The sequence below is a fragment of the Aeromonas sp. ASNIH7 genome (assembly GCF_002903485.1).
GTDB lineage: Bacteria > Pseudomonadota > Gammaproteobacteria > Enterobacterales > Aeromonadaceae > Aeromonas > Aeromonas caviae.
On record NZ_CP026226.1, the window covers coordinates 2,012,477 to 2,036,512 of the forward strand.

At 57.3% G+C, this 24,036-nt stretch carries 16 protein-coding genes and 9 pseudogenes; 10 read left to right on the plus strand and 15 right to left on the minus strand.

Annotation, left to right across the window (positions count from 1 at the left end; translation table 11 throughout):
- The first annotated feature begins 10 nt into the window (after positions 1-10).
- Together C2U47_RS09525 and C2U47_RS09530 are read left to right on the plus strand one after the other, a co-directional pair.
- Positions 11-274, plus strand: coding sequence for an HNH endonuclease signature motif containing protein (locus C2U47_RS09525; RefSeq protein WP_199766847.1), 264 nt, complete (start codon positions 11-13; stop codon positions 272-274).
- A gap of 156 nt (positions 275-430) precedes the next feature.
- A pseudogene (locus C2U47_RS09530) lies at positions 431-841 on the plus strand (DUF6444 domain-containing protein); the annotation flags it as partial.
- A 63-nt stretch (positions 842-904) separates the two neighbouring features.
- On the opposite strand, the gene istB (C2U47_RS09535) reads toward C2U47_RS09530, so the two are convergent.
- Both istB (C2U47_RS09535) and istA (C2U47_RS09540) read right to left on the minus strand, forming a co-directional pair.
- Positions 905-1,660, minus strand: coding sequence for an IS21-like element ISAs27 family helper ATPase IstB (gene istB, locus C2U47_RS09535; protein WP_043851824.1), 756 nt, complete (start codon positions 1,658-1,660; stop codon positions 905-907).
- 22 nt (positions 1,661-1,682) lie between these two features.
- Entirely contained in the window at positions 1,683-3,248 is a 1,566-nt protein-coding gene (gene istA, locus C2U47_RS09540) for an IS21-like element ISAs27 family transposase (RefSeq protein WP_046400746.1), read from the minus strand.
- A gap of 205 nt (positions 3,249-3,453) precedes the next feature.
- Here istA (C2U47_RS09540) and C2U47_RS09545 point away from each other — a divergent pair.
- The 3 genes and pseudogenes from C2U47_RS09545 to C2U47_RS09555 all read left to right on the plus strand — a co-directional run.
- Positions 3,454-4,422, plus strand: a pseudogene (locus tag C2U47_RS09545) (IS66-like element ISAs21 family transposase); the annotation flags it as partial.
- 542 nt (positions 4,423-4,964) lie between these two features.
- Positions 4,965-5,123 (plus strand): annotated as a pseudogene (locus tag C2U47_RS23515) (HAMP domain-containing protein); the annotation flags it as partial.
- Positions 5,124-5,361: 238 nt separating this feature from the next.
- A complete protein-coding gene (locus C2U47_RS09555; RefSeq protein WP_041206322.1) occupies positions 5,362-6,162 on the plus strand; it encodes a heme ABC transporter ATP-binding protein in 801 nt (266 codons plus the stop codon).
- Between the two features lie 249 nt (positions 6,163-6,411).
- Here C2U47_RS09555 and C2U47_RS09560 read toward each other — a convergent pair whose 3' ends face one another.
- Complete coding sequence (locus tag C2U47_RS09560) at positions 6,412-7,020, minus strand: YitT family protein (RefSeq protein WP_005329125.1); 609 nt, start codon at positions 7,018-7,020, stop codon at positions 6,412-6,414.
- Positions 7,021-7,323: 303 nt separating this feature from the next.
- Between C2U47_RS09560 and C2U47_RS09570 the strand changes: the two genes are divergently transcribed.
- On the plus strand, positions 7,324-8,685 hold the full coding sequence (locus C2U47_RS09570; RefSeq protein ID WP_041206324.1) for a UDP-glucose dehydrogenase family protein: 1,362 nt from the start codon (positions 7,324-7,326) through the stop codon (positions 8,683-8,685).
- Positions 8,682-9,680: an NAD-dependent epimerase gene (locus C2U47_RS09575; protein WP_005329119.1), complete on the plus strand. Its 999-nt coding sequence runs from the start codon at positions 8,682-8,684 to the stop codon at positions 9,678-9,680. Before C2U47_RS09570 ends, C2U47_RS09575 begins: the two co-directional genes overlap by 4 nt.
- Before the next feature lie 83 nt (positions 9,681-9,763).
- Here C2U47_RS09575 and C2U47_RS09580 read toward each other — a convergent pair whose 3' ends face one another.
- From C2U47_RS09580 to C2U47_RS09625, 9 genes and pseudogenes are all read right to left on the minus strand, one after another.
- Positions 9,764-11,452 carry an ArnT family glycosyltransferase gene (locus tag C2U47_RS09580; protein WP_041206327.1) on the minus strand — a complete coding sequence of 563 codons (1,689 nt, stop codon included), beginning with the start codon at positions 11,450-11,452 and terminating at the stop codon, positions 9,764-9,766.
- The gene (locus tag C2U47_RS09585) at positions 11,442-11,807 is read right to left on the minus strand and encodes a lipid-A-disaccharide synthase N-terminal domain-containing protein (RefSeq protein ID WP_041206328.1); all 366 of its coding nucleotides are present in this window, start codon (positions 11,805-11,807) and stop codon (positions 11,442-11,444) included. Before C2U47_RS09585 ends, C2U47_RS09580 begins: the two co-directional genes overlap by 11 nt.
- An 88-nt stretch (positions 11,808-11,895) precedes the next feature.
- Positions 11,896-12,546, minus strand: coding sequence for a glycosyltransferase (locus C2U47_RS09590; RefSeq protein WP_233735880.1), 651 nt, complete (start codon positions 12,544-12,546; stop codon positions 11,896-11,898).
- A gap of 565 nt (positions 12,547-13,111) precedes the next feature.
- Positions 13,112-13,705 (minus strand): annotated as a pseudogene (locus tag C2U47_RS09600) (IS4-like element IS50R family transposase); the annotation flags it as partial.
- A gap of 78 nt (positions 13,706-13,783) precedes the next feature.
- Positions 13,784-14,539, minus strand: a complete 756-nt coding sequence (gene istB / locus C2U47_RS09605; RefSeq protein ID WP_000194037.1) for an IS21-like element ISAs29 family helper ATPase IstB — start codon at positions 14,537-14,539, stop codon at positions 13,784-13,786.
- A 14-nt stretch (positions 14,540-14,553) separates the two neighbouring features.
- Positions 14,554-15,750: pseudogene (istA, locus tag C2U47_RS09610) on the minus strand (IS21 family transposase); the annotation flags it as partial.
- Between the two features lie 28 nt (positions 15,751-15,778).
- Positions 15,779-16,983 (minus strand): IS3 family transposase gene (locus C2U47_RS09615; RefSeq protein WP_086008128.1). Its coding sequence is split into 2 segments (ribosomal slippage): positions 15,779-16,665 and positions 16,665-16,983, totalling 1,206 coding nucleotides; the frame shifts between segments, so codons are not numbered across the junction.
- Positions 16,984-17,073: 90 nt separating this feature from the next.
- A pseudogene (locus C2U47_RS09620) lies at positions 17,074-17,433 on the minus strand (IS21 family transposase); the annotation flags it as partial.
- A 219-nt stretch (positions 17,434-17,652) separates the two neighbouring features.
- A pseudogene (locus C2U47_RS09625) lies at positions 17,653-18,498 on the minus strand (IS4-like element IS50R family transposase); the annotation flags it as partial.
- Positions 18,499-18,650: 152 nt separating this feature from the next.
- Between C2U47_RS09625 and dndE the strand changes: the two are divergent.
- On the plus strand, positions 18,651-18,998 hold the full coding sequence (dndE, locus tag C2U47_RS09630) for a DNA sulfur modification protein DndE (protein WP_103261614.1): 348 nt from the start codon (positions 18,651-18,653) through the stop codon (positions 18,996-18,998).
- Between the two features lie 30 nt (positions 18,999-19,028).
- On the opposite strand, the gene C2U47_RS22855 is transcribed toward dndE, so the two are convergent.
- Complete coding sequence (locus C2U47_RS22855) at positions 19,029-19,535, minus strand: hypothetical protein (protein ID WP_158657403.1); 507 nt, start codon at positions 19,533-19,535, stop codon at positions 19,029-19,031.
- A gap of 126 nt (positions 19,536-19,661) precedes the next feature.
- On the opposite strand from C2U47_RS22855, the gene C2U47_RS09635 reads away from it, so the two are divergent.
- On the plus strand, positions 19,662-20,693 hold the full coding sequence (locus tag C2U47_RS09635) for an IS630-like element ISAhy2 family transposase (protein WP_001809438.1): 1,032 nt from the start codon (positions 19,662-19,664) through the stop codon (positions 20,691-20,693).
- A gap of 610 nt (positions 20,694-21,303) precedes the next feature.
- Here the strand turns inward: C2U47_RS09635 and C2U47_RS23745 are convergent.
- Positions 21,304-21,563, minus strand: a pseudogene (locus C2U47_RS23745) (Tn3 family transposase); the annotation flags it as partial.
- A gap of 48 nt (positions 21,564-21,611) precedes the next feature.
- A pseudogene (locus C2U47_RS23750) lies at positions 21,612-21,932 on the minus strand (recombinase family protein); the annotation flags it as partial.
- Between the two features lie 308 nt (positions 21,933-22,240).
- On the opposite strand from C2U47_RS23750, the gene C2U47_RS09645 reads away from it, so the two are divergent.
- Complete coding sequence (locus tag C2U47_RS09645; protein WP_103261616.1) at positions 22,241-23,818, plus strand: methyl-accepting chemotaxis protein; 1,578 nt, start codon at positions 22,241-22,243, stop codon at positions 23,816-23,818.
- The last annotated feature ends 218 nt before the right edge of the window (positions 23,819-24,036 follow it).

Here is a 24,036-nt window from a genome sequence, read left to right on the forward strand (position 1 = left end):
GGTACAGGGTATGAGCCACGCCAAGCCTTGGGCCGAATGCGGGACGGACGCAGAGCGGTTGGATGTGTTCAATGGCTTTTTGCTGAGCGCCAACCTCGACGCGCTATTTGATCGCTTCCTCATAAGTTTTGACGAGCAAGGTGTGCTGTTAACCGCGCCAGCTTTGGCGGGGATCGACTTGCAGCCTCTGGGTATTTCGCACTGTATGAAATTGCGTTGGATCGATTCTCTACATCAGCCGTATCTTGCGATCCACCGTTCCCGATTATGCTAAATTGGTGTCACACTTTATTACTCCATCATCCAACGGTTTCTGGCTGAATTCGTTAGTTGGTATCCTACTTTATTTTTGTGCAGCTGTTTTTTGGTGTCTAAGAATGCGGCGTGTAGAATGATTTAGTGTCCAACTTTATTACACGCATACAACGAGCTGATTTACAAGCTGATGGCGCGCATCGCCGAGCTTGAAGACCGCCTCAACCAAAACAGCAATAACTCCTCCAAGCCCCCCTCCACTGATGGCTCGGGGACCCCGCCTGCGCGCAAGCGCCCCGCTTCCGGCAAGGCTCGTGGTGCCCAGCCTGGCCACAAGGGGCAGCGGCGTGAACGTCATCCTGAGGACGACCGACTGACGGCAATACCACACTATCCTGCCCGGCAGTGCGCCTGCTGTGGTGAGCAGGTGGTGTCCCATGACAAGCCCTACCGGGTTCATCAGGTGTTTGACCTGCCCGAGGTCAGCTATGTGGTGACAGAGCATCAGCTGTATCGGGGCACCTGCCGTGGGTGCGTCACCACCAGTGAAGCAGCCCTGCCCGATACGGTGGCTAATAACATCATGTCGATCAGCCAATAACATCATGCCGATCACTTTTTTTCTGCCCGCGTTTATAGCGTCTTCCTTTTACTCCGCCTGATCGGCATCGGTCAAGTTGGCGCCCTGTTTTCTCATCGATTCTCCCGTTAAGGTCACGCGCACCGCTCTGTGGATCAGTCGGTCCAAGATCGCCTCGGCGAAGGTTGCCTCTCCGATCATCCCGTACCACTTCTCCACCGGCAATTGGCTCGCCACTATCGTTGAGACGTTGCCGTAGCGGGTATCGATGATCTCCAGCAGGTTGCTGCGTTCGCTCGCGTCCAGCATCTCCATGCCCCAGTCATCCAGGATCAGTACCCCTATGTTGCTTACCCGCTCCAGCAGTTTCGGATAGCTGCCATCCGCTTGGGCCAGTCGCATCTCTTCAAGTAGGGTTTTCAGCCGGTAATACCGCACGCCCACTCCTTGCCGGATAAAGTAACGGCCCAGGGCACACGCCAGGTAACTCTTGCCACAGCCTGCCGCGCCCGTTAGCAGCAGGTTTTGTTGATGACTCAGCCAGTGTCCTTCCAGCAGTTGGCGGATCTGCGCTTTGCTCACGCCTCGACCCGCCCGATAGTCGAGCTGCTCCACCTGTCCGGCTAGCCGGAACCGGGCTTGCTTCTCCAGGCGGTTGGTTTTCCTCTGCTCCCGCTGCACCAGCTCATGGCTCAGTAATAGTTGCAGCCGCTCTTCAAAACCCATATCCAGGTACAGCATGCTCTGGGCCTGCTGCTGGTTCAGAGCCTGTTTCATGCCGCTCAAGTGCAGGCGGCTTAGTTGTTCATCGAGGTGTAATTGCATCGGCTTCTCCTGATCCGTGGGGTTAGTGGAAGTAGTGCTCGCCATGGACATTGTCATGACGGATGTCTTGCAGCGGATCCTGTCGCTCGTTGGCAATGAGTTGTTGCTCCTCCAGGCCATGCTTGAGCATGCTGCGGATGTTGTGCAGCCGGTTGGCGCCGGTCAGGTGCCCCCGGAGGCAGGCCGCTTCCAGCCGCTCCTTGCCATAGGTTTTGCTCTGCCCCAGCAAGGCCAGGCAAGGGCGCACCGCTTGCGTCGAATGCTCTGCCTGCCGGATAAAGCCATCCACCCAATGCGTGGTGTAGGGGCCGATGGACGCCGCCCAGCCAAGCAGTCGCTCCGGCGACCACTCCAGCAGTGCCTGATGATGCGCGGGCATGTGTTCACGCAGGCTGCTGTGCTGGCCTTTGTGATGACTCCGCTGGTGTTCGGCCACGATCTTGCCCGCGTGGTACAGCGTGACGGTATGCTCGGCCAGATGCGCCTCCAGCCGCTTGCCCTGCAAGGCATAGGGCACTGAGTAATAGTGCTTTTCCAGATCGACGTGGTAGTCCTTACCAACCAGCACCGGCACTACTTTGGTGTAGTGATAGGGATAATCCGGCAACGGCTTGAGCGCCGGTGCATCGAGCTCGGCAAACAGTGAGGCACGGCAGCCAGGCAGCTTCTGGAAGGATTTCTGGTTGAGCCGGGTCAGCAGTTCACCCATTCGCTGATTGAGCTGGGCCAGGCTATGGAAGGTTTCATGACGCAGCACCGCCAGGATCCAGCGGGTGACGATCTGCACGCCCACCTCCGCCTTGGACTTATCCTTCGGCTTGCGGGGCCGCGCGGGCATGATCGCCGTACCGAAATGGGCCGCCAGCATCTGGTAGGTAGGGTTGAGATCCGGATCGGTATTGCGCGCCACGCTGACGGCACTCTTGAGGCAATCAGGTACCACCAATTGCGGCACACCGCCAAAGAACTCGAAAGCGCGCTTGTGGCTCATCACCCAGTCATCGAGCTGCTGGGAGCGGGTGGCCTCGGCAAAGGTGTAGTTGGAGGCCCCCAGCACGGCGACAAAGATCTGGGCCCGGTAAAGGATCTCGCCGGTATGCGGATCGACAATGGGCATGGTCTGGCCGCAGTAGTCGACAAAGAGTTTTTCGCCCGCAATATGGGTCTGCCGCATCGAGGGTTGCAGCAGCGCCGCCCACTCTTTATAGAGCCGACAGAAGTGGTTGTAGCTGTAGTGGGAGCCTGGATGGCGCTCGGCGTACTCCTGCCATAGCAGCTCGAGGGTCACGCCTTTTTGACCTGGTTTTTTGAGTTCCTGATGCAACAAGGCCCAGTTGGGAGTGGGTTTGTGCTGAGTTTTATGAACAGAGCAGGTCTTGAGAAATGCGCGCTCCAGGGAGACATCATCCCAGGACTCAGACAGGGGCCAGGTCATGATACCCAGTTGAGCCGCCCGGTTGAGGTAATAGGATACGGTGCTAGGAGAGATATGCAGGCTGAGGGCGATCTGCCGATGAGCCAGTTGAGCCTGAAATTTAAGGCGAAGAATTTCTTTGAGTTTTCTCACAGTGATAGGCCTCGCAGACATGCACGTTCCTCTGTTGGAGCAGATGGGAAAGTGCGGGTTTAACGAAGCGGGAAGAAAAAGTCACCAATAACATGGATGCCGATCATGGTTTCCCATCGAGGGTAAAAAGTGATCGGCTTGGGATGTTATTGAGTGATCGGCATGGATGTTATTACGTGATCGGCATGAATGTTATTGAGCGATCGCCATGCGTGGGAATATGCATACGGTGAGCCACAGCCAGATGGGGGCTAATCTGCTGAGCTATATCGCTTTGCAGAGTGGTCAGTTCCACCAGAGCATCAGCAAGATACAGCAGCAGCTCAAGCAGCACTTCGGTTTGAGCTTTAGCCGAGGCGCCATCAGTGAAGCGCAAGGCCGGGTCAGCGCCATGCTCACCCCGACCCACCAAGCCATCAAACAGCAAGTGCAGTCTGCCGCCATCATCCATGCCGATGAAACCCGGCACCAGCGGGGCGGTGAGCGACGCTGGATGTGGCTGGCCCTGAGCAAGGTCGCGGTCTGCTTCATGACGGCGTTTGGCCGCGGTCAGGAGGCAGCGAAGCGGTTGCTGGGCAGTGAGCTTGATGGGGTGCTGGTGACCGACCAGTATGCGGGATACCGCTTCATCGACAGCGCCCAGCGCCAACTGTGCTGGGCGCATGTGCTGCGCAACGTGGCGGCGATTGCCGAGAGTAGCGACGCCGTCAACCAGCCTATCGGAGCCCGGCTGGTACTGCTGGCTGACACGGTGTTCAGAACCCGGCATGGCTATGAACAAGGCTGCTTAAGCCGGGAGCAGTACCAGCGAAGGTTGCAGCGATGTCGGCAAAGCTGGCGAAGGCAGCTGGAGCGGGGCAGTGTACTGTGTTCCAAGCGCTACCGTGGGCGCTGCCAGTTACTGCTCAAGGACGATGAGATGCTATGGCGTTTTATGGAAAACGACGAGATAGCGCTGACCAACAATGAAGCGGAGCGGGCGCTGCGTGGCTATGTGCTGTGGCGCAAGGGAAGCTATGGCGTCTGGTCGCATCGAGGCGAGCAGTTCAGGCAGCGTATCCTATCGTTGGTGGAGACGGCCAAGCGATTGGGCCGCTGCCCGCAGGAGTGGCTGAGGGCAGTTGTCAGGTCCTGCATCGAGAAAACCGACTACCCGTTCCCGGAGGAGTTGGTGCTGTCAACACCGTCCCGGTGAACGGTTACGTGAATATTGTCGAAGAACTGAGCGAAAACGGCATCAATAGACATGAGAGCACTCCTGAAAAGGAGCATGAGATCACAGCCGGATCACCAGGTCAAATTTCAGGGTGAGGATGTGAGCAAATTGTTAACTATGGAAATCATGGAAATTATCATTTTTTGGATTTCATGCGCATTTTTTGAGCTGAAATGACGTGCAGTGACGATTAAAAAGTGTGAAGGCGATCCTGACTATAAAGTTAACTGCATATCACAGGCCTATAAGTATTTGTTTTGTAGGCAAAAAACTATTTTTAATTTTTAACAAAATGTTCACGATCTCGCCCTGCTGTAAGGACCAAGCCTGAACCTGAGCAGGTTTTGGCTGCGGAAAAATTATATGCTCAATTGAGAAGCGGGAAGGCCGCGAGGCCGAAATTGGCTGCTAGCTTTTCCGTGAAAATACTCTTGCTCATATGGGGTAGTATTATATCAAGCGCAATGGCTGCCGGCATGCTTACTGATACATCAATAAGCAGCTTATTGTTAGCCACTTTAATGTCAGGAAGCTTAAGCTCTGTTAGTGTTTTGGCTATTCTCTCTCCTCTTGGAAGACTGGTTGAAAGAGCCAGGAATATTTCCAATAACCCATTAAGTCAATCCGTCTACACTGGGCGCACCGATGAGTTTGGCCAAATAGAGTTTGCTTTACGAATGATGCAAGCTGAAACAGGCGCCGTAGTAGGTCGCATAGATGATGCATCAAATCGGCTTAGCGAACACACCCGAGGCCTACTAAAGGATATTGAGTCAAGCAATGTACTTACAGTTGAGCAGCAGGCAGAGACAGATCAAATAGCAACGGCAGTAAACCAAATGGTGGCAAGCATTCAAGAGGTTGCGAGCCTGGCTCTTGATCAAGAGTCGCCGGACGCTGTAACAGGAGAACGCCACCTTGCCCGGATCCCCCCTGCTCGCTTGCCGCGGGCTCAACCTCACCCGGGGCAATCGCCTCATCCTGGACAACCTGGATCTCGACCTGCATGGGGGCAGCCTGACTGCCCTGCTCGGCCCGAACGGGGCGGGCAAGAGCTCGCTGCTCAAGTGCCTGACCGGCGAGCTGGCCTATGAAGGCAGCATTTCCCTGTTCGGCCGCGAGCGGCAGGGCTGGGCCGGCGACGCCCTGGCCCACAGGGTCGGGGTGCTGCCCCAGAGCTCGTCCTTGAGCTTCCCCTTCCTGTGCGAGGAGGTGGTGGCCATGGGGCGGCTGCCCCACAGCGAGCCCGCCAGCCGCCGCGACCAGATAGTGCGGGCCGCCATGACCCATGCCGGGGTCGAGCACCTGGCGGGTCGCCTCTACCCCGGCCTCTCCGGCGGGGAGCGCCAGCGGGTGCAGTTCGCCCGGGTACTGGCCCAGATCTGGCAGGAGCCGTCGCCGGGACGGCTGCCCGATCCCGAGCAGCCGCGGCTGCTGCTGCTCGACGAGCCCACCTCGGCCCTCGATCTCAAGTACCAGCACCAGCTGCTCACCATGGCCCGCGCCCTGGCCACCCGCAATACCGCCGTGCTGGTGGTGCTGCACGACCTCAACCTGGCGGCGCGCTACGCCGATCGGCTGGTGATGCTGGAGCAAGGGCGCCTGATGGCGGACGGCTCCCCGAGCGAGGTGCTCACGCCGGCGCTCATCGCCCGTCTCTACGATTATCCCGCCCAGGTCATCCACCACCCCGAGACGGGGCAGCCCATGGTGGTGTGATGCCGGGCGCATCGTCCTTCCTATCCACGACTATCCCGCCCAAGTCATTCACCACCCCGAGACGGGGCAGCCCATGGTGGTGTGATGCCAGGCGCATCGCCCTCCCTCTTCACGACTACCCCGCCCAAGTCATTCACCACCCCGAGACGGGGCAGCCCATGGTGGTGTGACTGGCCGGCATATTGATGAGATTAACAAACAAACAGAGCGCCCTCGGGCGCTCTGTTTGTTTGCAAAGTGACGGGTGACTCAGGCTATCTGGTAGCGGCCCGGCTTGTGATTGAGTGTCAACACCAGGTTACAGATGATGGCCGCGACCACGGAGAGCGCCAGCAGCCAGGGGGAGACCACGAAGAAGGAGGCGATGACGATGGCGCAATCAAGCCCCATTTGCAGCTTGCCAGCACGGACGCCGAACTTGTCCTGAATAAACAGCGCCAGGATGTTGAAGCCCCCCAGGCTCGCCTTGTGGCGAAACATGATGAGCAGCCCCATGCCGATCAGGGTGCCACCGATCAGGGCCGCATAGACGGGCTCTATCTTGCCTATCTGCAGCACGGCGTTGAGGTGATCCGTCATGAAGGAGACGGTGGCCACGGCGGCGAAGGTATTGAGGGTGAAGCGCGGCCCCATCCTGAGCCAGGCCAGGGCGTAGAACGGCAGGTTCATGGTGAAGAACAGCAGGCCGAAGCTCAGGCCTGTGACCTGCTGCAACAGCAGCGCCAATCCGGCGGTGCCGCCGGTGAGCAGACCGACCTGATGAAACAGGAAGATGCCGAGGGAAACGAAGCCTGCCGCGGTCAGCAGGGCGAGCACATCCTCATAGAGCGGATGGGCCGAACGGGGGGTGTTGTCCATAACCTTATGTCCAGTAGCGAAGTGAAAAGAGTGTCTGAGGCCCGATGACGGGCGCGAGCCCCGTGAGTCGGGACTTCGTTATGGTCACAGTGTCCATTTTGAGTGACCCGGATCACAAGTACGGGACCGAATGCGCCGAAATGGTGCGCGTCAGCGCCGCGTTACAACCCTTGCACCAAAATATGTCATGCCCTCTCCCCTCCCAGCCTGAAGATAACCTGAAAAACCCAGGGTATCTCGCTGTCAGCGAGTCAGAATCGTTCTAAAATGACCCCCTTGCCACTGGCTGCGGAGCGACAGCAGATGAGAGTCAGCGTATTCGGAATAGGTTATGTGGGACTGGTTCAGGCCGCCGTACTGGCCGAGATGGGCCACAGGGTGACCTGTGTGGATGTGGACGCAGCCAAAGTCGAGCGGCTGAGAGCGGGTATCATCCCCATCTTCGAGCCCGGCCTCGCCCCCCTGGTACAGACCAACCACCAGGCAGGCCGTCTGCTGTTCACCACGGATGTGGCCGAGGGGGTGGGTTTTGCCGAACTCATCTTCATCGCGGTCGGCACCCCGCCGGATGAAGATGGCTCAGCCGATCTCAAGCACGTGCTGGCGGTGGCCGGTACCATAGGTCGACTGATGCAGAGCGGCAAGGTGGTGATCAACAAGAGCACAGTGCCGGTCGGCACCGCCAACCGGGTGCACCAGCATATCGCCGCCATCCTTGCAGAGCGCGGGGTCGACCTCCCCCTCGAGGTGGTCTCCAACCCGGAGTTTCTCAAGGAGGGGGCCGCGGTGGCCGACTGCCTGCGGCCGGATCGCATCATCATCGGCACCGGCTCGGCCCACGCCATGTCTCTGCTTGAGGAGCTCTATGCCCCCTTCAACCGCAATCGGGATCGCATCATCCAGATGGACGCCCGCAGCGCCGAGCTGACCAAGTATGCCGCCAACGCCATGCTGGCCACCAAGATCTCCTTCATGAACGAGATGGCCACCCTGGCGGAGAAGCTCGGCGCCGACATCGAAGAAGTACGCAAGGGCATAGGCGCCGACCCGCGCATCGGCCACCACTTCATCTATCCCGGCTGCGGCTATGGCGGCTCCTGCTTCCCCAAGGACGTCAAGGCGCTGATCCACACTGCCAGCGAGGCAGGCTGCGATGCCCCCCTGCTGCATGCGGTGGAACGGGTCAACGACGGCCAGAAGCACAAGCTCATGGCCCGCCTGCAGCAGCACTTCGGCAGCGATCTGACGGGACGGACCTTCGCCCTCTGGGGCCTGGCCTTCAAGCCCAACACCGACGACATGCGCGAGGCACCGAGCCGGGTGCTGATGGAGGCGATCTGGGCCGCTGGCGGCAAGGTGCAGGCGTTCGATCCCGAGGCAATGACCGAGGCCCAGCGTCTCTATGGCCTGCGGGACGATCTGACTCTGTGCGGTACTCAGGAAGCGGCCCTCAAGGGAGCCGACGCCCTGCTCATCTGCACCGAATGGCAGCAGTTCCGCGCCCCGGACTTCGAGCTGATACAGCGTACCTTGAAACAGGCCGTCATCATCGACGGTCGCAACCTCTATGATCCGGCCCGCCTGCACCAGCGCGGCTTTACCTACTACGCCATCGGCCGGGGCGACAGTCTGGCCACCGGACTGCACAAGGAGCAACGGCAATGAAATATCTGGTCACCGGTGCCGCCGGATTCATCGGCTTCCATGTGGCGCAGAGGCTCTGCCACGACGGTCATCAGGTGGTCGGCATCGACAATCTCAACGACTACTACGAGGTGAGCCTGAAGGAGGCACGCCTCGCACGGCTCAGCCCCCTGCCCGGCTTTCGCTTCGAGCGCTTGGATCTCGCCGATCGGGTCGCCATGGCCGAGCTGTTCGCGCGCGAGCGGTTCGAGCGGGTGATCCACCTGGGTGCTCAGGCCGGGGTGCGCTATTCCCTCGACAACCCCTTCGCCTACGCCGACAGCAACCTCACCGGCACTCTCACTGTGTTGGAGGGATGCCACCATCACGGGGTCAAGCATCTGGTCTACGCCTCCTCGAGCTCGGTGTACGGCCTGAACGAGCAGATGCCGTTCAAGACCTCGGACGGGGTGGATCACCCTGTCTCCCTCTACGCGGCGAGCAAGAAGGCTAACGAGCTGATGGCCCACTCCTACTCCCACCTCTACGGCCTGCCCACCACGGGTCTGCGCTTCTTCACCGTCTACGGCCCCTGGGGTCGGCCCGACATGGCGCTGTTCAAGTTCGTGCGCGCCATCCTCAAGGGGGAGCCCATCGATATCTACAATCAGGGCCAGCTCAGTCGGGACTTCACCCATATCGACGACATAGTGGAGGGCATAGTGCGCATCGCGGACCGGCCGCCGGTCGGCGACCCGAACTGGCAGGGGCAGACCGATACCAGCCCGGCCCCCTACCGCCTCTTCAACATCGGCAACGGCAGCCCGGTGCGGCTGCTGGACTTCGTGGAGGCCATCGAGACTGCGCTCGGCAAGCCGGCGATCCGCAACCTGCTGCCCATGCAGCCCGGCGACGTGCTCGCCACCTGGGCCGACACCGAGGCGCTGTTCGAGGCGACCGGTTATAAACCCAAGATGGCGCTGCAAGAAGGGGTAGAGAGCTTCGTCGCTTGGTACAAGGCGTATTACCAAGTCTGACCGCGCCGAGAGATCTGACGATGAAGAGGGGCTGCCAATGGCAGCCCCTCTGTTTATCCGACTTATCCGTCTGCTGTCCGGGCTCAGGGCCCGGGGGTATAGCTGAAGGGCTCTATCTGTGGACTGAGACCGCGGCACTCCGGCTTGAGGGCATCCGCGCCAGCCAGCAGCCAGTCGGTGCGATGACGGTTGCCGAGGTTCGTCATCCGCACCGCATCGAAACACACCGTCATGATGTCGGCCGAGCCCAGCACATGGCGCCTGGGCCCGGCCGCCACCCAGGCCGCCGCCTCCCGGGCCTGCTCCCCGTCCCCCAGCAGGTAAGGATAATGGCGCACGGGTTGTAGAGCGAACAGCAGGTGCTGCTCCTTGAAGCCGGCCAGCAACAGCTCGTCGCCCACAGGCACCTGCTGCGCCGCCAGCGCCATCACCCCCTCCGGGGTGCGCATGTCGTTGAGCTTCACGCAGATCCAGCTGGAGTAGATCAGCCAGCCCACCGCCAGCGAGCAGAAGATGGCTGTGAGCGGTGCCCGGCGCAGCAAGGCGTTGAGCAGCAGCAACGCCGCCCCCATCGCCAGCAGGGGCAGCCAGGGCGCCGGGCCCAGATCCCCCAGCTTGCTCGCCAGCTTGGCGCTGAATGCCAGCGCCCCCGCCCCGCCCAAACAGATGATCCCCAGCAGCCAGCCGAGCCCGCCCAGCAGGCGCGCGGGCCAGACCCGCGCCAGCAGCTCGGCGACGAAGGGAGCCGTCAGCAGGGCCAGCGCCGGCGTGCCCGGCGTGACATAGACGCCGCGCTTGCCCGGCGACACCGAGAAGAAGACGATCACCAGCACCAGGTAGCCGAGCAGCAGGATGATGCGCTTGTCCTGCCCCAGGATGGCCTTGCGCCACGCCACCACCAGCCAGGGCAGCAGCAGGGAGACCGGCAGCCAGAACGGCGGGATCACCGAGGTGAGGTAGTACCAGAACGGTTTGACGTGATGCCAGGCGTTGGCATAGCGGGTCACCGTCTGGCGCAGCAGTATGTTGTCCCGGTAGGCCTGCAGCACGGGATCGCCGCTCTGGGCCACGGCGAGCAACATGGGCACCAGCCACAGGCCGATGGCCAGCAGCATGAACAGCGGCCCCGCCAGCCCCTTGAGCCAGTCGCTCCTGGAGGCGGCACGGATCTTCTCGCGGTGGGTCCAGATCGCAGGGATCAGGATTAGCAAGGCCAGCAGCCCCACCCCCTTGGTGATGATGCCAAGCCCGGCGGCGAACCAGCCGAGCCAGTACCAGCGCCAGCCGCCACCGCAGAGCAGGAAGCGGACGAAGCCGTAGACGCCGAGGGTGATGAAGAAGGTGACCAGCGCATCGATCTGCGCCGTCTTGGCCTGCAGGGTGAACTGGAGGGTAAACAGCAGCAACAGCCCTGCCAGGAAGCCCACCGAGGGGTTCCACAGGCGGCGGCCCATGTCCCACACCAGCGTGATGGTCAGCAGACCCGCCAGCAGGGAGGGCAGCAGAAACGCCACCTTGATGGAACCGGTCAGCAGATACCCCAGTGCTATCCCCCACATAAACATGGGGGGTTTGTCCGGGTAGATCTCGCCACCGCGCATGGGGAAGAGCCATTGCCCGCTCTCCACCATCTCCTTGGCGATCAGGGCGAAGCGCGGCTCGTCGGCGGGCCAGGGATCCCGCAGCCCGAGGCCGGCCCCCAGCACCACCAACGCGATCAGCAGCAGCCAGCCGAGAGATCTTTGATTGAGCAGGAAACGGTCATTTACCATGACGAGCCTCATAGTCGTTGACGACCTTGTCCCGCTTCCAGCCTCTGTGCTGGATATCCAGATAGAGGCTGTAGAGCGCGGTAAAGGTGGGGAAGAGGTTCTGCAACACGCCGACCGAGTCCTGTTTGGGCGAGAAGACGAAGTAGCTCAGGGTCATCAGGCTGCCGAGCACGCTCATGTACCAGAACAGGCGCGGGATCACCGGCTTGCCGGCGCGCTTGGAGGCGACGAACTGCACCAGCCAGCGGCCGCCGAACATCAGCGCCCCTGTGTAGCCGATGATCTTCCAGCCCGTCACATGCAGGCCAGTCCAGTCGAACCAGGTCAGCTCCATGGAGAGCAGGGCATCGATCATCGCCATCCTCCCAGGTGCAACCCGCCGACATGCAGGGCAAGCTCATCCCGGTCCAGCCAGATCGACGGCATCGAAAGCAGGGCATCGATCACTCCAATGTCTCCCTGATCTCGACCACCTTGGAGCGGCGCTGCAACCACCAGACGCCGACCACGTCCACCAACCCGACCCAGAGCCGGTTCCAGACGCCATATTTGGAGACACCCGCCTGCCTGGGTCTGTGGTTGACCGGCCAGGGGGACATGCGGCCACCCTGGGCCTGGATCAGGGCCGGGATGTAGCGGTGCATATGGTTGAAGCCGGGCAGGCGCAGATACCAGTCACGGCGCACCACCTTGAGGCCGCAGCCGGTATCCGGGATGCCATCCCGCAGCAGCAGATCGCGAAAACCGTTCGCGAGTTTGGACGAGAGGCGCTTCACCCAGTCATCGCGCCGATTGACGCGATGGCCGATGAGCCCGACCTGGTGCTTGTCCGAGGCGAAGCGACGCCTGGCCTCCTCCAGCATGGCGGGAATGTCGGCCGGATCGTTCTGACCATCGCCATCCAGCACCACCAGCCAGTCACCGCGGCCGTGGCGCACGCCACTCAGTACCGCCATGCTCTGGCCGACGGCCCTCGCATGACGCACCACCTGCAGCGCGGGGAATTGCGCCTTCAGACCGCAGAGCAGGGCGTAGCTGTCATCCTCGCTGCCATCGTCCACATAGATCAGCTCGTAGCTGTATTTCCCCGCCAACGCGGCATCGATCTCGCCGATGAGGGGGCCAGATTGTCCCGCTCATCCTTGGCGGGCACCACGACAGAGACCTCGATTGAATCAACCATATGCGCTTCCCAATCATGACGAAGGATGCAATCGGTTCGATTGCGCCCCCCATTTCTATTTTATCGACAAGCTGACTAACATCATGCAAATACAAGGCGTTAGGCAGCAAGATCGGCAGTCTATTGCCACAAAAATAATAAATCTATCAATTTGAATTGTGCCATGGAGAAGAGGATCGCGAAGTGCAGCCACCTGGCGTTCGTCGCCAGAGTCTTTTCCTTCTCTGCCAAAAGTTCCATACCGTTTTCATCTCTGATGGCCGAACACATAACCAGATGTTCCATCTCCTGGCTGGCAACCCCCCCATATCGCACCTATATCTTGCGGATACGAAAGACGAGGTATCCATCATGCAGAGACTCTGCACCTGGAGCTGGGGACTCCTGCTACTGCTTGTCACACCATCCTCCCATGCCGATGCCTTTCGCCAGGCCCCGAAGGCGATGAGCGCCCTGCGTCAGGGCCTGTCTCTTGATCAGATCTTGATCCCCTGCGCCATCAGATCCTTGGCGGCAAGAAAGCCATCCAGTTTACTTTGCAGGGCTTCCCAACCTTCCCAGAGGGCGCCCCAGCTGGCAATTCCGGTTCGCTTGCTGTCCATAAAACCGCCCAGTCTAGCTATCGCCATGTAAGCCCACTGCAAGCTACCTGCTTTCTCTTTGCGCTTGCGTTTTCCCTTGTCCAGATAGCCCAGTAGCTGACATTCATCCGGGGTCAGCACCGTTTCTGCGGACTGGCTTTCTACGTGTTCCGCTTCCTTTAGCAGCCCTTGCGCCCTGAGTGCTTGCGGCAGCGTGAAGCTTTCTCTGAGCTGTAACAGCCTGACCGCAACAAACGAGAGGATCGAGACCATCCGCTCCAGATTATCCGGCTCCTCCATGCGTTGCCTCTCGGCTCCTGCTCCGGTTTTCCATGCCTTATGGAACTCCTCGATCCGCCAGCGATGGGTATAAATGTCGATGACGCGCAAGGCTTGGGCTAGCGACTCGACCGGTTCGCTGGTCAGCAACAACCATTTCAACGGGGTCTCACCCTTGGGCGGGTTAATCTCCTCGGCCAGCACCGCGTGCGTATTCCGGCGAAGTTGAACAGCCATTCCGGCCAACGTGAACACCCTGATCCTTAACGCGCTCACGTCACCCCGTTTCTAACTCGAGTGTTCAGATTGGGTCAACTCACTTCTCCTCTTTCTCATCGATTCTCCCTTCAGTGACAGCCGGTGAGCGTTGTGCATCAGCCGGTCCAGGATCGCATCTGCCAGAGTGTTGTCCCCCAAGCTCGCGTACCACTCTTCCGTTGGCAGCTGACTGACCACGACCGTCGAGTATTTCCCGTACCGATCATCCATGATCTCCAGCAGGGCGTTGCGCTGCTCGGCATTCACCGCTTCCAGTCCCCAGTCATCCAGGATCAGCAGCTCTATCCTTGCCAGTTGACCCAGCAGTCTGGCGTAACTGCCATCTACCTTGGCCTGGCTCAGCTCAAGTAGCAGACGCGGCAGCCGGTAGTAACGAGTGCTGTGCCCCTGCTGACAGGCTTGGTAGCCCAGCGCACAGGCTAGGTAGGTTTTTCCGCAGCCACAGGGGCCGGTAATGAGCAGGTTCTGGCCCCGGCGCAGCCACTCTCCTTGGGCCAGGTTTGCCACCTGTGACCGCTCCAGGTTGCGTGCAGACTGGTAGTCCACCTCTTGCACCGTGGCCTGGAGTTTGAGCCTCGCCTGCTTGACCAGCCGAGCTTGTTTACGCTGCTCCCGGCTCAGTTGTTCGTGTTCGACCAGCAGGCTTAGCCGCTCGATGAAGGGCAGCCCTTCGTAGGTACTTGCCTGTTCCAGTTGTTGTTGCACGGCATCCGCCATGCCGGTCAGTTTCAGGTGTCTCAAGCGGGTCAGCGTTTGTTGGGTCATGGGACGTATCCTCTTTAGTGGAAGCTCTGGGGGCCGCGGATGTTCTCGTGCTCTTGCGGCAGTTCTGGATAACTGAGCGGACTTGCGGACAGTTGGTCGCGGCCACTGGTCAGCACCGACTTGAGCTGCTTGAGCCGCACCAGTCCTTCCCGGTTGGCCAGCTGGCAACAGGCTTCGACTCGTGATGGCGGATACTCCCGGCTAAGACTCAGCAGTCCCAGGCAGAGTCGGTATGCCTGCTCGGCATGGGCTTTCTCTGCCAGCCGTTCGCTAACCCAGCACAAGGTGCCCGGTCCGATGTCGGCAGCCCACTGCTTAAGACGCCCTGGCGTCCAGCGTTGCTGCTTGCTGTGACGTTCCGGCATGTGCTCAGGGAGTGTGCTCATCCCCGGGATGGTTTTACGCGGATGGCTCGCGACCAGCTGTTGCTGGTGATAGACCTGAAGCAGGGTATCGCCCGCATGGAGCTCCAGTTGCTGACCCACATACTGGTGCGGCACCGAGTAATGGTGCTGCTCATAGCTGACGTGATAGTCGATGTTGACCTTGACCGTTTTGATGGCGACATAGCGATAGGGATGCACCGGTAGTGACCCCAGTGCCGGGCGGTCCAACTGCTCAAACGCCTCGCGTCGGTTACCGGGCAGCTGCTTGAACGGGCGCTCGTTGAGCTCATTCAACAAAGCCCGGATGCACTGGTTTAGCTCGGCAAGCGAGAAGAAGGTCTGATGGCGTAGGCGAGCCAGGATCCAGCGCTCGACGATCTGCACACCCACCTCGGCCTTGGCTTTGTCCTTAGGCTTGTAAGGGCGAGCTGGCATCACCGCCACCTGATAGTGCTCGGCCAACTGCTGGTAGCTGGGGTTGAGCTCGGGATCGTATCGGCAAGCCTTGCTGACACCGCTCTTGAGGTTGTCGGGGATCAGCAGTACCGGTGTCCCGCCGAAAAACTCAAAGGCACGGACATGGCTTTGCAGCCAGTCCGGCAGTGACTGGGACCAGGTGGCCTCGGCAAAGGTGTAGTTGGACGCACCGAGCACGGCGACAAAGACTTGTGCCTGACGGACCTCACCCGTGGAGGGCGAGGCGATGGGCACCGTGGGCCCGCAGTAGTCGATAAAGAGCTTTTCCCCCGCCTTGTGGATCTGGCGCATGGAGCGCTTTTGCAACTGACACCAGGACTTGTAACGGTCACAGAACTGTGGATTTGACCCCATAGATCCAGACACTTTTTCCCGCTTAGGGTTGTGATACCCGACTGCGCAGAAATTCCCGTGGTGAACGGTATCCCAAGGCGCTGTGCGGGTGGTGCTCGTTATAATGCTCAAACGCAATAGCCAAATTGCCTACCGCTGTTCGGCTATCCGGTTTTGGCATCATCTCGATATAGTCTCGCTTCATCGTCTTCACGAAGCTCTCCGCTATACCGTTACTCTGTGGGCTTCTCACTGCTGTCGTTCTGGGCTCCAACCCGATTTCTCGTGCAAACGCGCGGGTCTCATGGGCGCGATACGCCGAGCCATTATCAGTCAGCCACTCCACCGGTGATGCCGGCAACGAATCCCCAAAGCGACGTTCGACAGACCTCAGCATGACATCTTGCACAGTGTCACTATCGTAACCCCCAGTACTGGCCGCCCAGTCCAACGCCTCCCTATCGCAGCAGTCCATGGCGAACGTGACTCGTAGTTTTTCACCGTTATCGCAGCGAAACTCGAAGCCATCTGAGCACCACCGTCGATTGCTCTCCTTGACGGCAACACACCCCTTATGTGCCTGCTGGGCCAATGGTGCAGCTGGTTTTCTTTCCAGCAGCAAGCCATGCTCGCGCATGACGCGATATACCCGCTTAGCGTTTACCACAGGTTGTTCTGTTGCCTCAGACTGACGCCGTAACAGCGCCCAGACCCGGCGATAGCCATAGGAGGGAAGCTCTGCCATCGCCTCCATGATACGGCCAAGTAAGGCTGCATCATCACGCTGGCGATGATGACGACCATCTTGCCAACCCGGTTTTCGATGAACACGAACGGATAGCTGCGCACGCGATACATTAAGAGCCTGGCTCACAGCACTTAATCGTCGTCCCCCGGCAACAAGGGCGCATGCGCAATCCATTTTTTTGCTCGACCATACTCCACGGCTTCTTTGAGGATCTCGTTCTCCATGGTCTTCTTCCCGAGCAGACGCTGAAGCTCTCGGATCTGCTTGATGGCAGCAGCCAACTCGGAAGCAGGAACAACATCCTCACCGGCGGTGATCGCCGTGAGAGACCCTTCTTGGAATTGCTTACGCCATTTGAAAAGCTGGTTTGCGTTGACGTCGTGCAAGCGAGCAACATGAGAGACGGTCATCCCGGGCTCAAAGGTCTGCTGCACGATGGCGATCTTTTCTTGTGGAGTCCGGCGTCGACGGCGCTCGGCCCCTGTTAACACTTCGACCATCTTCTCGTTGTGACTAGTACTGAACATAGCTCCAAGACTACCTCTTAAGTTAAGAGGGGCGAAGTGTCTGGATCTTCAAGGGGCCAATCTAAACTGGGAGTAGCTGTAACAGCTATTGGGATAGCGCTGGGTGTACTCCTCCCAGAGCAGCTGTTTGGAGACCCCCTTGCGCTTGAGCTCCTGATGGACAGAGGGCCAATCCGGCACAACATGGCGGGCCGAGATGGTGGTATCGGCCTGCGGATAGAACAGGGCAGCCAGTCGGCCATCATCAAGCTCGGTAGGTAAGGGCCAGGTAAGGCCGAGCGCCTGGGCACTTTTGAGGAGTTTCTGGATGGAGCCGACACTGACCTTGGTACAGATACTGATTTGGCGAACAGAGAGGTCAGCTTCCAGCCGCAGTCGCAGCACTTCACGAATTTTACGCATTGCAATCCTCTTGGCAGACATAGGCTCTTCCCTGGCAAAAGGGAGAGCGTATCAAAGGTTTTTAAATCAATGCGTTAAGGATGATTCCGGTGAATGTGAACAGTGATTCCGGGATGTTGAACACTGTTTCCGGAAAGGAGGGGCGAAGTGTTCAGGTTGAACCGGAATGAGCGTTCACATTGGTCCGGAAATGGTGTTCACGTTGAATCGGAATTGGTGTTCATGATCGGCCGGAATATGCACCGCGTTGAGCGTGATATTCCCCTGTTTTAGCGTGATGCGCCCACTGCGCAGGCTCAAGCTCGCCTTGCGGGCTGGTCGATTTTTACGTTTACCGCGTTTATCCACCACGCCCTTTTGCGGAATGCTGATCTGATAGCCACCCAACTCCGGTTGGTTCTTCAGATGGTCGTACAGATACAACCCAGACTCTACGTCCTTGCGTGGGTGCTTGGAGCGCACCACGAAGCGCTCGTTATGCGCCAGTTTGTCCTGCAGATAAGCATGAATATCGGCTTCGCGGTCACAGACCGCAATCACGTTGCTCATCATGCTGCCCATGCGTAACCGGCTAGTTGCGGCCGCTGCCAGCCATTTGCCACTCTCCTTTTCATCCGCATCGGCAGGGTCATCCGGGCGCATCCACCACTCCTGATGCAGTAATCCTACGGTGCGGAATGTGGTGGCCTCGAGCAAGAGAACGGAGTGAACCCACCATCCGCGGGATTTATCCTGAATAGAGCCCAGCTTGCCAAGCTCTTCGGCGACCTGGTGGCGATAACTCAAAGAGGTGGTGTCCTCAATGGCCAGCAGTTCGGGAAACTCCTGAGCCAACTTGACTGTTTGCATGGCGCCAGCCTTTCTGATCGCCTCGGCAGAAACGTTGGGATTGCGGATAAATCGGTAAGCGCCTTCCTGCATGGCTTCACTACCCTCTGATGAGATGGTTATTGATTTACCAGAATATTTTGCCAATTGGGCGGCGACGTTAACCAAGCGGGCAGTACGGCGAGGATCACCCAGCGCCGCCGAAGAGAACACAGATTTAGCCCAGTCGGCCGCACGATGAAGAGCAGAAGTTATCATGAACGTTACCATGTTAGGAGGTCACATGGAAGATCAGATCCTGGAAAACGGGAAAGGTTCCGTTCAGGACGCTACTTGTGTATAAGAGTCAGGACCAAGGGCTACTTCTGGAAAGAGAGTCCTGCCCAAGTGCAAGCCAAGGAGGTTTATTAATGCTCCCGAATCGCATGCAGCTCACCCGCCAAACGGAAGAGCAGCTTAAACGATTAAAAGCCAATACCGGGATCACTCCCAATGTGGCAGCTCGCCTGGCTTTTTTTCGTTCAGTGGAAACTGATTTTCGCTACCATCCTGATCATAAAAAACTAGATGGCAGCCTAGTCCTCGACAAAATAACCTGGCTGGGAGAAACACTGGTTGTGACCGAGCTCACCCTGCAGATGATTTATCCTGACTTGGATCATAAAGAGTGGATAAAAGCATGGGCAGCTCATGTGGAAGATGGAATTTCCGCTCTACGTAATCATAGAAATTTAGATGATTTTTATAAATCATTATGAAAAGAGGCTGCCATTATAGGCAGCCTCACTTTATTCCACACTTGCAAGGCTTAAATTGACACCATCATAAAGTAATTTATATGAGCAATCACTATCTTCAAGTTCAATTCCAAATACATCTGATAATGTTACAGTAGAAATACTACCAATATAAGAAGATATATCTTCAAGACTTACAGCAACGCGAGAAAATTTCAATGATAATATAAACTTCAATATGGGGATCGGATTTCTCTCACACCATACATGAACTATGCTACTGACAAGAGTTTCAAATGAGATAGATAGATCGCTAGAGACTGAATACAAGCGATCGTGGTGGTCATCAGATTCATAACTTGATATTGCAAGTAATAGATTCTCACTGTTAGCAATACCCAGCCTATGGCATATCTCATCACTATAACTCTCAAGAGCAGTCCATAATTCAACTTCTGGTGCGACTTTCTCATTAGCAGGCAAACAGCTGACACCTACAAATTTTCCACTTAAATTTTGGACTTTATCCCTTTGATCTGCATCAAAAACGGCAACCAATGAATATGACTGGGCATCTAAATAGCTGTTCCGAATAGTAGATCACCGGAGGAAGGGAACTCAGTCCAGTTTGTGCGATCTGATTAGTCGCTAAACAAAACAAGCCACACCCAAAGGACTGAGTTGATGCCTATCCTACCACCTCTGCCACGACCACAACGGCGCCGCATTCACAAAATCATCCATGCCACCCGTGATAAAGGACATGCTCGTCGCTTGATGGCCATCTTGCTGTTACATGAAGGACGCACGATCACCGATGTTCATCACCTTACCGGCGCTGCGCGCTCAACCATCGGTCGTTGGCTTCGGTGGTATCGAGATGAAGGCATAGATGCGCTAGAAGCCTTACCGGCTGGCCGTGCCCCAGTCTTACCTATCGCCAAGATTGTCACCTTACTGGTGCTGCTCATGCAGTTTTCTCCGCAAGATTTTGGTTATCAGCGCAGCCGTTGGTGTACTGAACTATTGGCTATAAAAATCAATCGGTTAACAGGGCTCAATGTGGCAGCCTCCACGCTCCGCCGATGGTTACCTCGTATGGGCATTGTCTGGCGCAGGCCCGTGCCGACCTTGCGGATAAAAGACCCAGCCTATCAGGAAAAAATGGCGAATATCGACGCCGCGCTGGCCCGCTGTGATGCCGATAATCCGGTGTTTTATGAGGATGAAGTCGATATAGACCTCAATCCCAAATTAGGAGCCGACTGGATGTTCAGAGCGCAGCAAAAGCGGGTTGTCACACCGGGGCAGAATGCCAAGCATTATCTGGCAGGCGTTCTCCACGCAGGCAACGGAAGGGTACTTTACGTCAGCGGGATCAAGAAAAACTCATCGCTGTTTATTGCCATGCTGGAAAAGCTGCGCCACCACTACCGACGAGCCAAAACCATCACGTTGATCCTCGATAACTACATCATTCACAAAAGCAAACAGACCGAGCGATGGTTGAAGAAGAATCCCAAGTTCTGCCTGGTGTTCCAGCCAGTTTACAGCCCTTGGGTTAATCACATAGAACGGCTATGGCACAAGTTACATGAAACCATCACGCGCAATCATCAATGCAGAGGGATGGCAAACCTGCTGGCCCGAGTGAAACACTTCATGGATACCGTGTCTCCTTTCCCGGGGAATGGCTATGGCACAGCGAAGGTGTAGCACTATTGGGATCAGTTATTTAGGCCGATAAAGCCGCCTCCAAGGCGGTTTTTTTATGAGTGAGGGAAGGCTGTGCGAATAACGTTTGAGGGTAGGGACATCTGCCGGTCGTTTGTGATCGGTTCCGTTATCGGTATGTGCGGCGGGCTGATTTTTGCGGGATGGGGCCCGTTCATGTGGCTGTGTTTCGGTACCTGTGGATCCGCAGCGGCAATGTCACGGGCGATCCATTGGCGGGCACGTAGGGACCGGCTCCAACGCTATCTTAGCGGGAAGGATGTGAACTAGAACACTAGGCAAACCGCTGGCCATCCCCGGCCCCGGCCCGGCGGCGAACCTCCCAGGCGAAACACCAGCCCCCCGGCGCTCAATGTCGCACCAAGACATTGAGGGGTGACCGGCGACTCCCGCACCAGGCAAACCGCTGGCCATCCCCGGCACCGGCCCGGCGGCGAACCTTCCAGGCTAAAAGAACAAGGGTGGGGAAACACGGAACCGCTTGCTCAGTGCTTCAATGTGTTGCTTATTCAGCTTCTTCCCGTCTGCGGCGTTCAAGAGCTTGCTGACATTCGATTTAGGGGAGCCCGCAGAATTCGGAAAAAATCGTACGCTAAGGTTTTCCGGGCATCCGTAGGGGCCGAAACTTCCCGTCTTCCCGTCTTCCAGTCTGCGGCTCTGCCGCCAGACGTAATCGCCGGTTAGGTTGATGTGCTCCCAGCCCAGAGGCGACAGGAATTGCAGCAGCTCGCCGTCCACCGGCTTGCCGGCCTCGACCAACCCCTGGGTGGCGCGCTCCAGGTACACCGTGTTCCACAGCACGATAGCCGCCGTCACCAGGTTGAGGCCGCTGGCCCGGTAGCGCTGCTGCTCACGGATCAGCGCACGCTCGAACTCGGCGAAGGCCCCCATCACCGACAGCATCAGGTTGGCCATCGGCGAGTCCTCGCCGGTGAATACCAGCCCCTCCTTCAAGAACTCGATGCGTACGCCGCGCTGGGTCAGCTTCTGTACAAGGCGGCGCAGGTCGTCGAGGTTGCGGGCCAGACGATCCATGCTGTGCACCACCACGGTGTCGCCCTCGCGGACGAAGCTCAGTAGCGCTTCGAGCTGGGGGCGCTGGGTGTCCTTGCCCGAGGCTTTGTCGGTGAACACCTTGCTCACCTGGGTCTGTTCCAGCTGGCGTTCCGGGTTCTGGTCGAAGCTGCTGACCCGGACGTAGCAGATGCGGTGCCCCTGCACGATGTCTCCTTGGTTGAAGGCGGCTTAAGTGCTCCTTCTGTTCCGTTGTGCCTCAAACCCCGTTTCTGTCAGGCTGAAATCTATGACCTTCGCGGGCATGTGTCAAAAAATGCGAAAGATGACTCTATTCTGACGAAGCGGCGCGGCCTTGCCTGACATCCAGTTAGGGTATAACCTAGATTTACATGCGCAATGCAACCCTTAACTTGCTGCACCTATCGTGTCCATGCTAGCTTTATCGTAACGCTAAAGAAATTGGGCTTAATGCCGAACACAATAAAATAAAACAGCCAACTCTTGAGGCTCTTATGCGCCAGAATTTACCAGTGACGGGTCGAAACTTAGAACTCCCAAAAGATGCCAATATTCTTTCGACTACCTCCCCTCAAAGCCATATCACGTACGTTAATCCTGACTTCATTAAAATCAGTGGTTTCACTGAGGAAGAACTATTAGGCCAGCCTCACAACATCGTAAGACACCCAGATATGCCGCCTGCTGCATTTGAGCATATGTGGAGTACATTAAAATCTGGCCGCTCATGGATGGGGCTAGTAAAAAATCGCTGTAAAAATGGCGACCACTATTGGGTAAGTGCTTATGTAACGCCAATAGCTAAGAATGGTTCGATTGTTGAATACCAGTCTGTAAGGACCAAGCCTGAACCTGAGCAGGTTTTGGCTGCGGAAAAATTATATGCTCAATTGAGAAGCGGGAAGGCCGCGAGGCCGAAATGGGTTGCTAGCTTTTCCGTGAAAATACTCTTGCTCATATGGGGTAGTATTATATCAAGCGCAATGGCTGCCGGCATGCTTACTGATACATCAATAAACAGCTTATTGTTAGCTACTTTAATGTCAGGAAGCTTAAGCTCTGTTAGTGTTTTGGCTATTCTCTCTCCTCTTGGAAGACTGGTTGAAAGAGCCAGGAATATTTCCAATAACCCATTAAGTCAATCCGTCTACACTGGGCGCACCGATGAGTTTGGCCAAATAGAGTTTGCTTTACGAATGATGCAAGCTGAAACAGGCGCCGTAGTAGGTCGCATAGATGATGCATCAAATCGGCTTAGCGAACACACCCGAGGCCTACTAAAGGATATTGAGTCAAGCAATGTACTTACAGTTGAGCAGCAGGCAGAGACAGATCAAATAGCAACGGCAGTAAACCAAATGACTGCAAGCATTCAAGAGGTTGCGAGCAATGCACAGCATGCTGCAGATGCGGCCGGAAGAGCAGACACTGAGACGGCATCTGGCCAGCGTCTGGTAGCCCACACAAGCCAGTCAATCACTGCCCTTGAAGGTGAAATTAGGCAAGCCGCTCAGGTTATTCATGAGCTTGAAGGTCAAAGTAACGAGATATCAAAAATTCTTGACGTTATACGAGGGATCGCCGATCAAACGAATTTGTTGGCACTCAACGCAGCAATTGAGGCCGCGCGTGCTGGTGAGCAGGGGCGTGGTTTTGCTGTTGTCGCCGATGAGGTTCGCAGTCTTGCTGCTCGCACCCAGCAATCGACAACGGATATTCAAAGCATGATCAGCGCTCTACAAGAGCGAGCGCAATCCGCTGTTACAGTCATGGAGCAAAGTGGTCGGCAAGCGCACACGAGTGTAGCTCACGCAGAGGAAGCAGCTACAGCTCTTGATGGAATTGGCCAACGTGTTAACGAAATTACCGACATGAACGCGCAAATAGCGACTGCGGTCGAGCAGCAGGGAGCAGTAAGTGAAGACATCAACCGCAGTATTAACAATATACGCGATGCTGCTGATACCAATGTACAGACCGGGCAGAATAATTTGCAAAGTGCGAAATCTGTCGCTCAGTTAACTAGCGCTCTGAGCGAACTGGCAAAACAGTTTTGGGAAAAACGAGGATAACGCTTTTCAGTATCTCGACAGGGATAACTTACTTTACCATCGGTTATCCCTTTTAGCCGCACAAATTTTAGCCATGGCTTTTCAGGAAGTCAGGGCTATCAGAATGGCCTTAGAAAGGCCTAGTCAAAGAGCTGTCACGAGAACACCGTTAGGGAAGGTGCGAACAAGTCCCTGATATGAGATCATGTTTGTCATCTGGAGCCATGGAACAGGGTTCA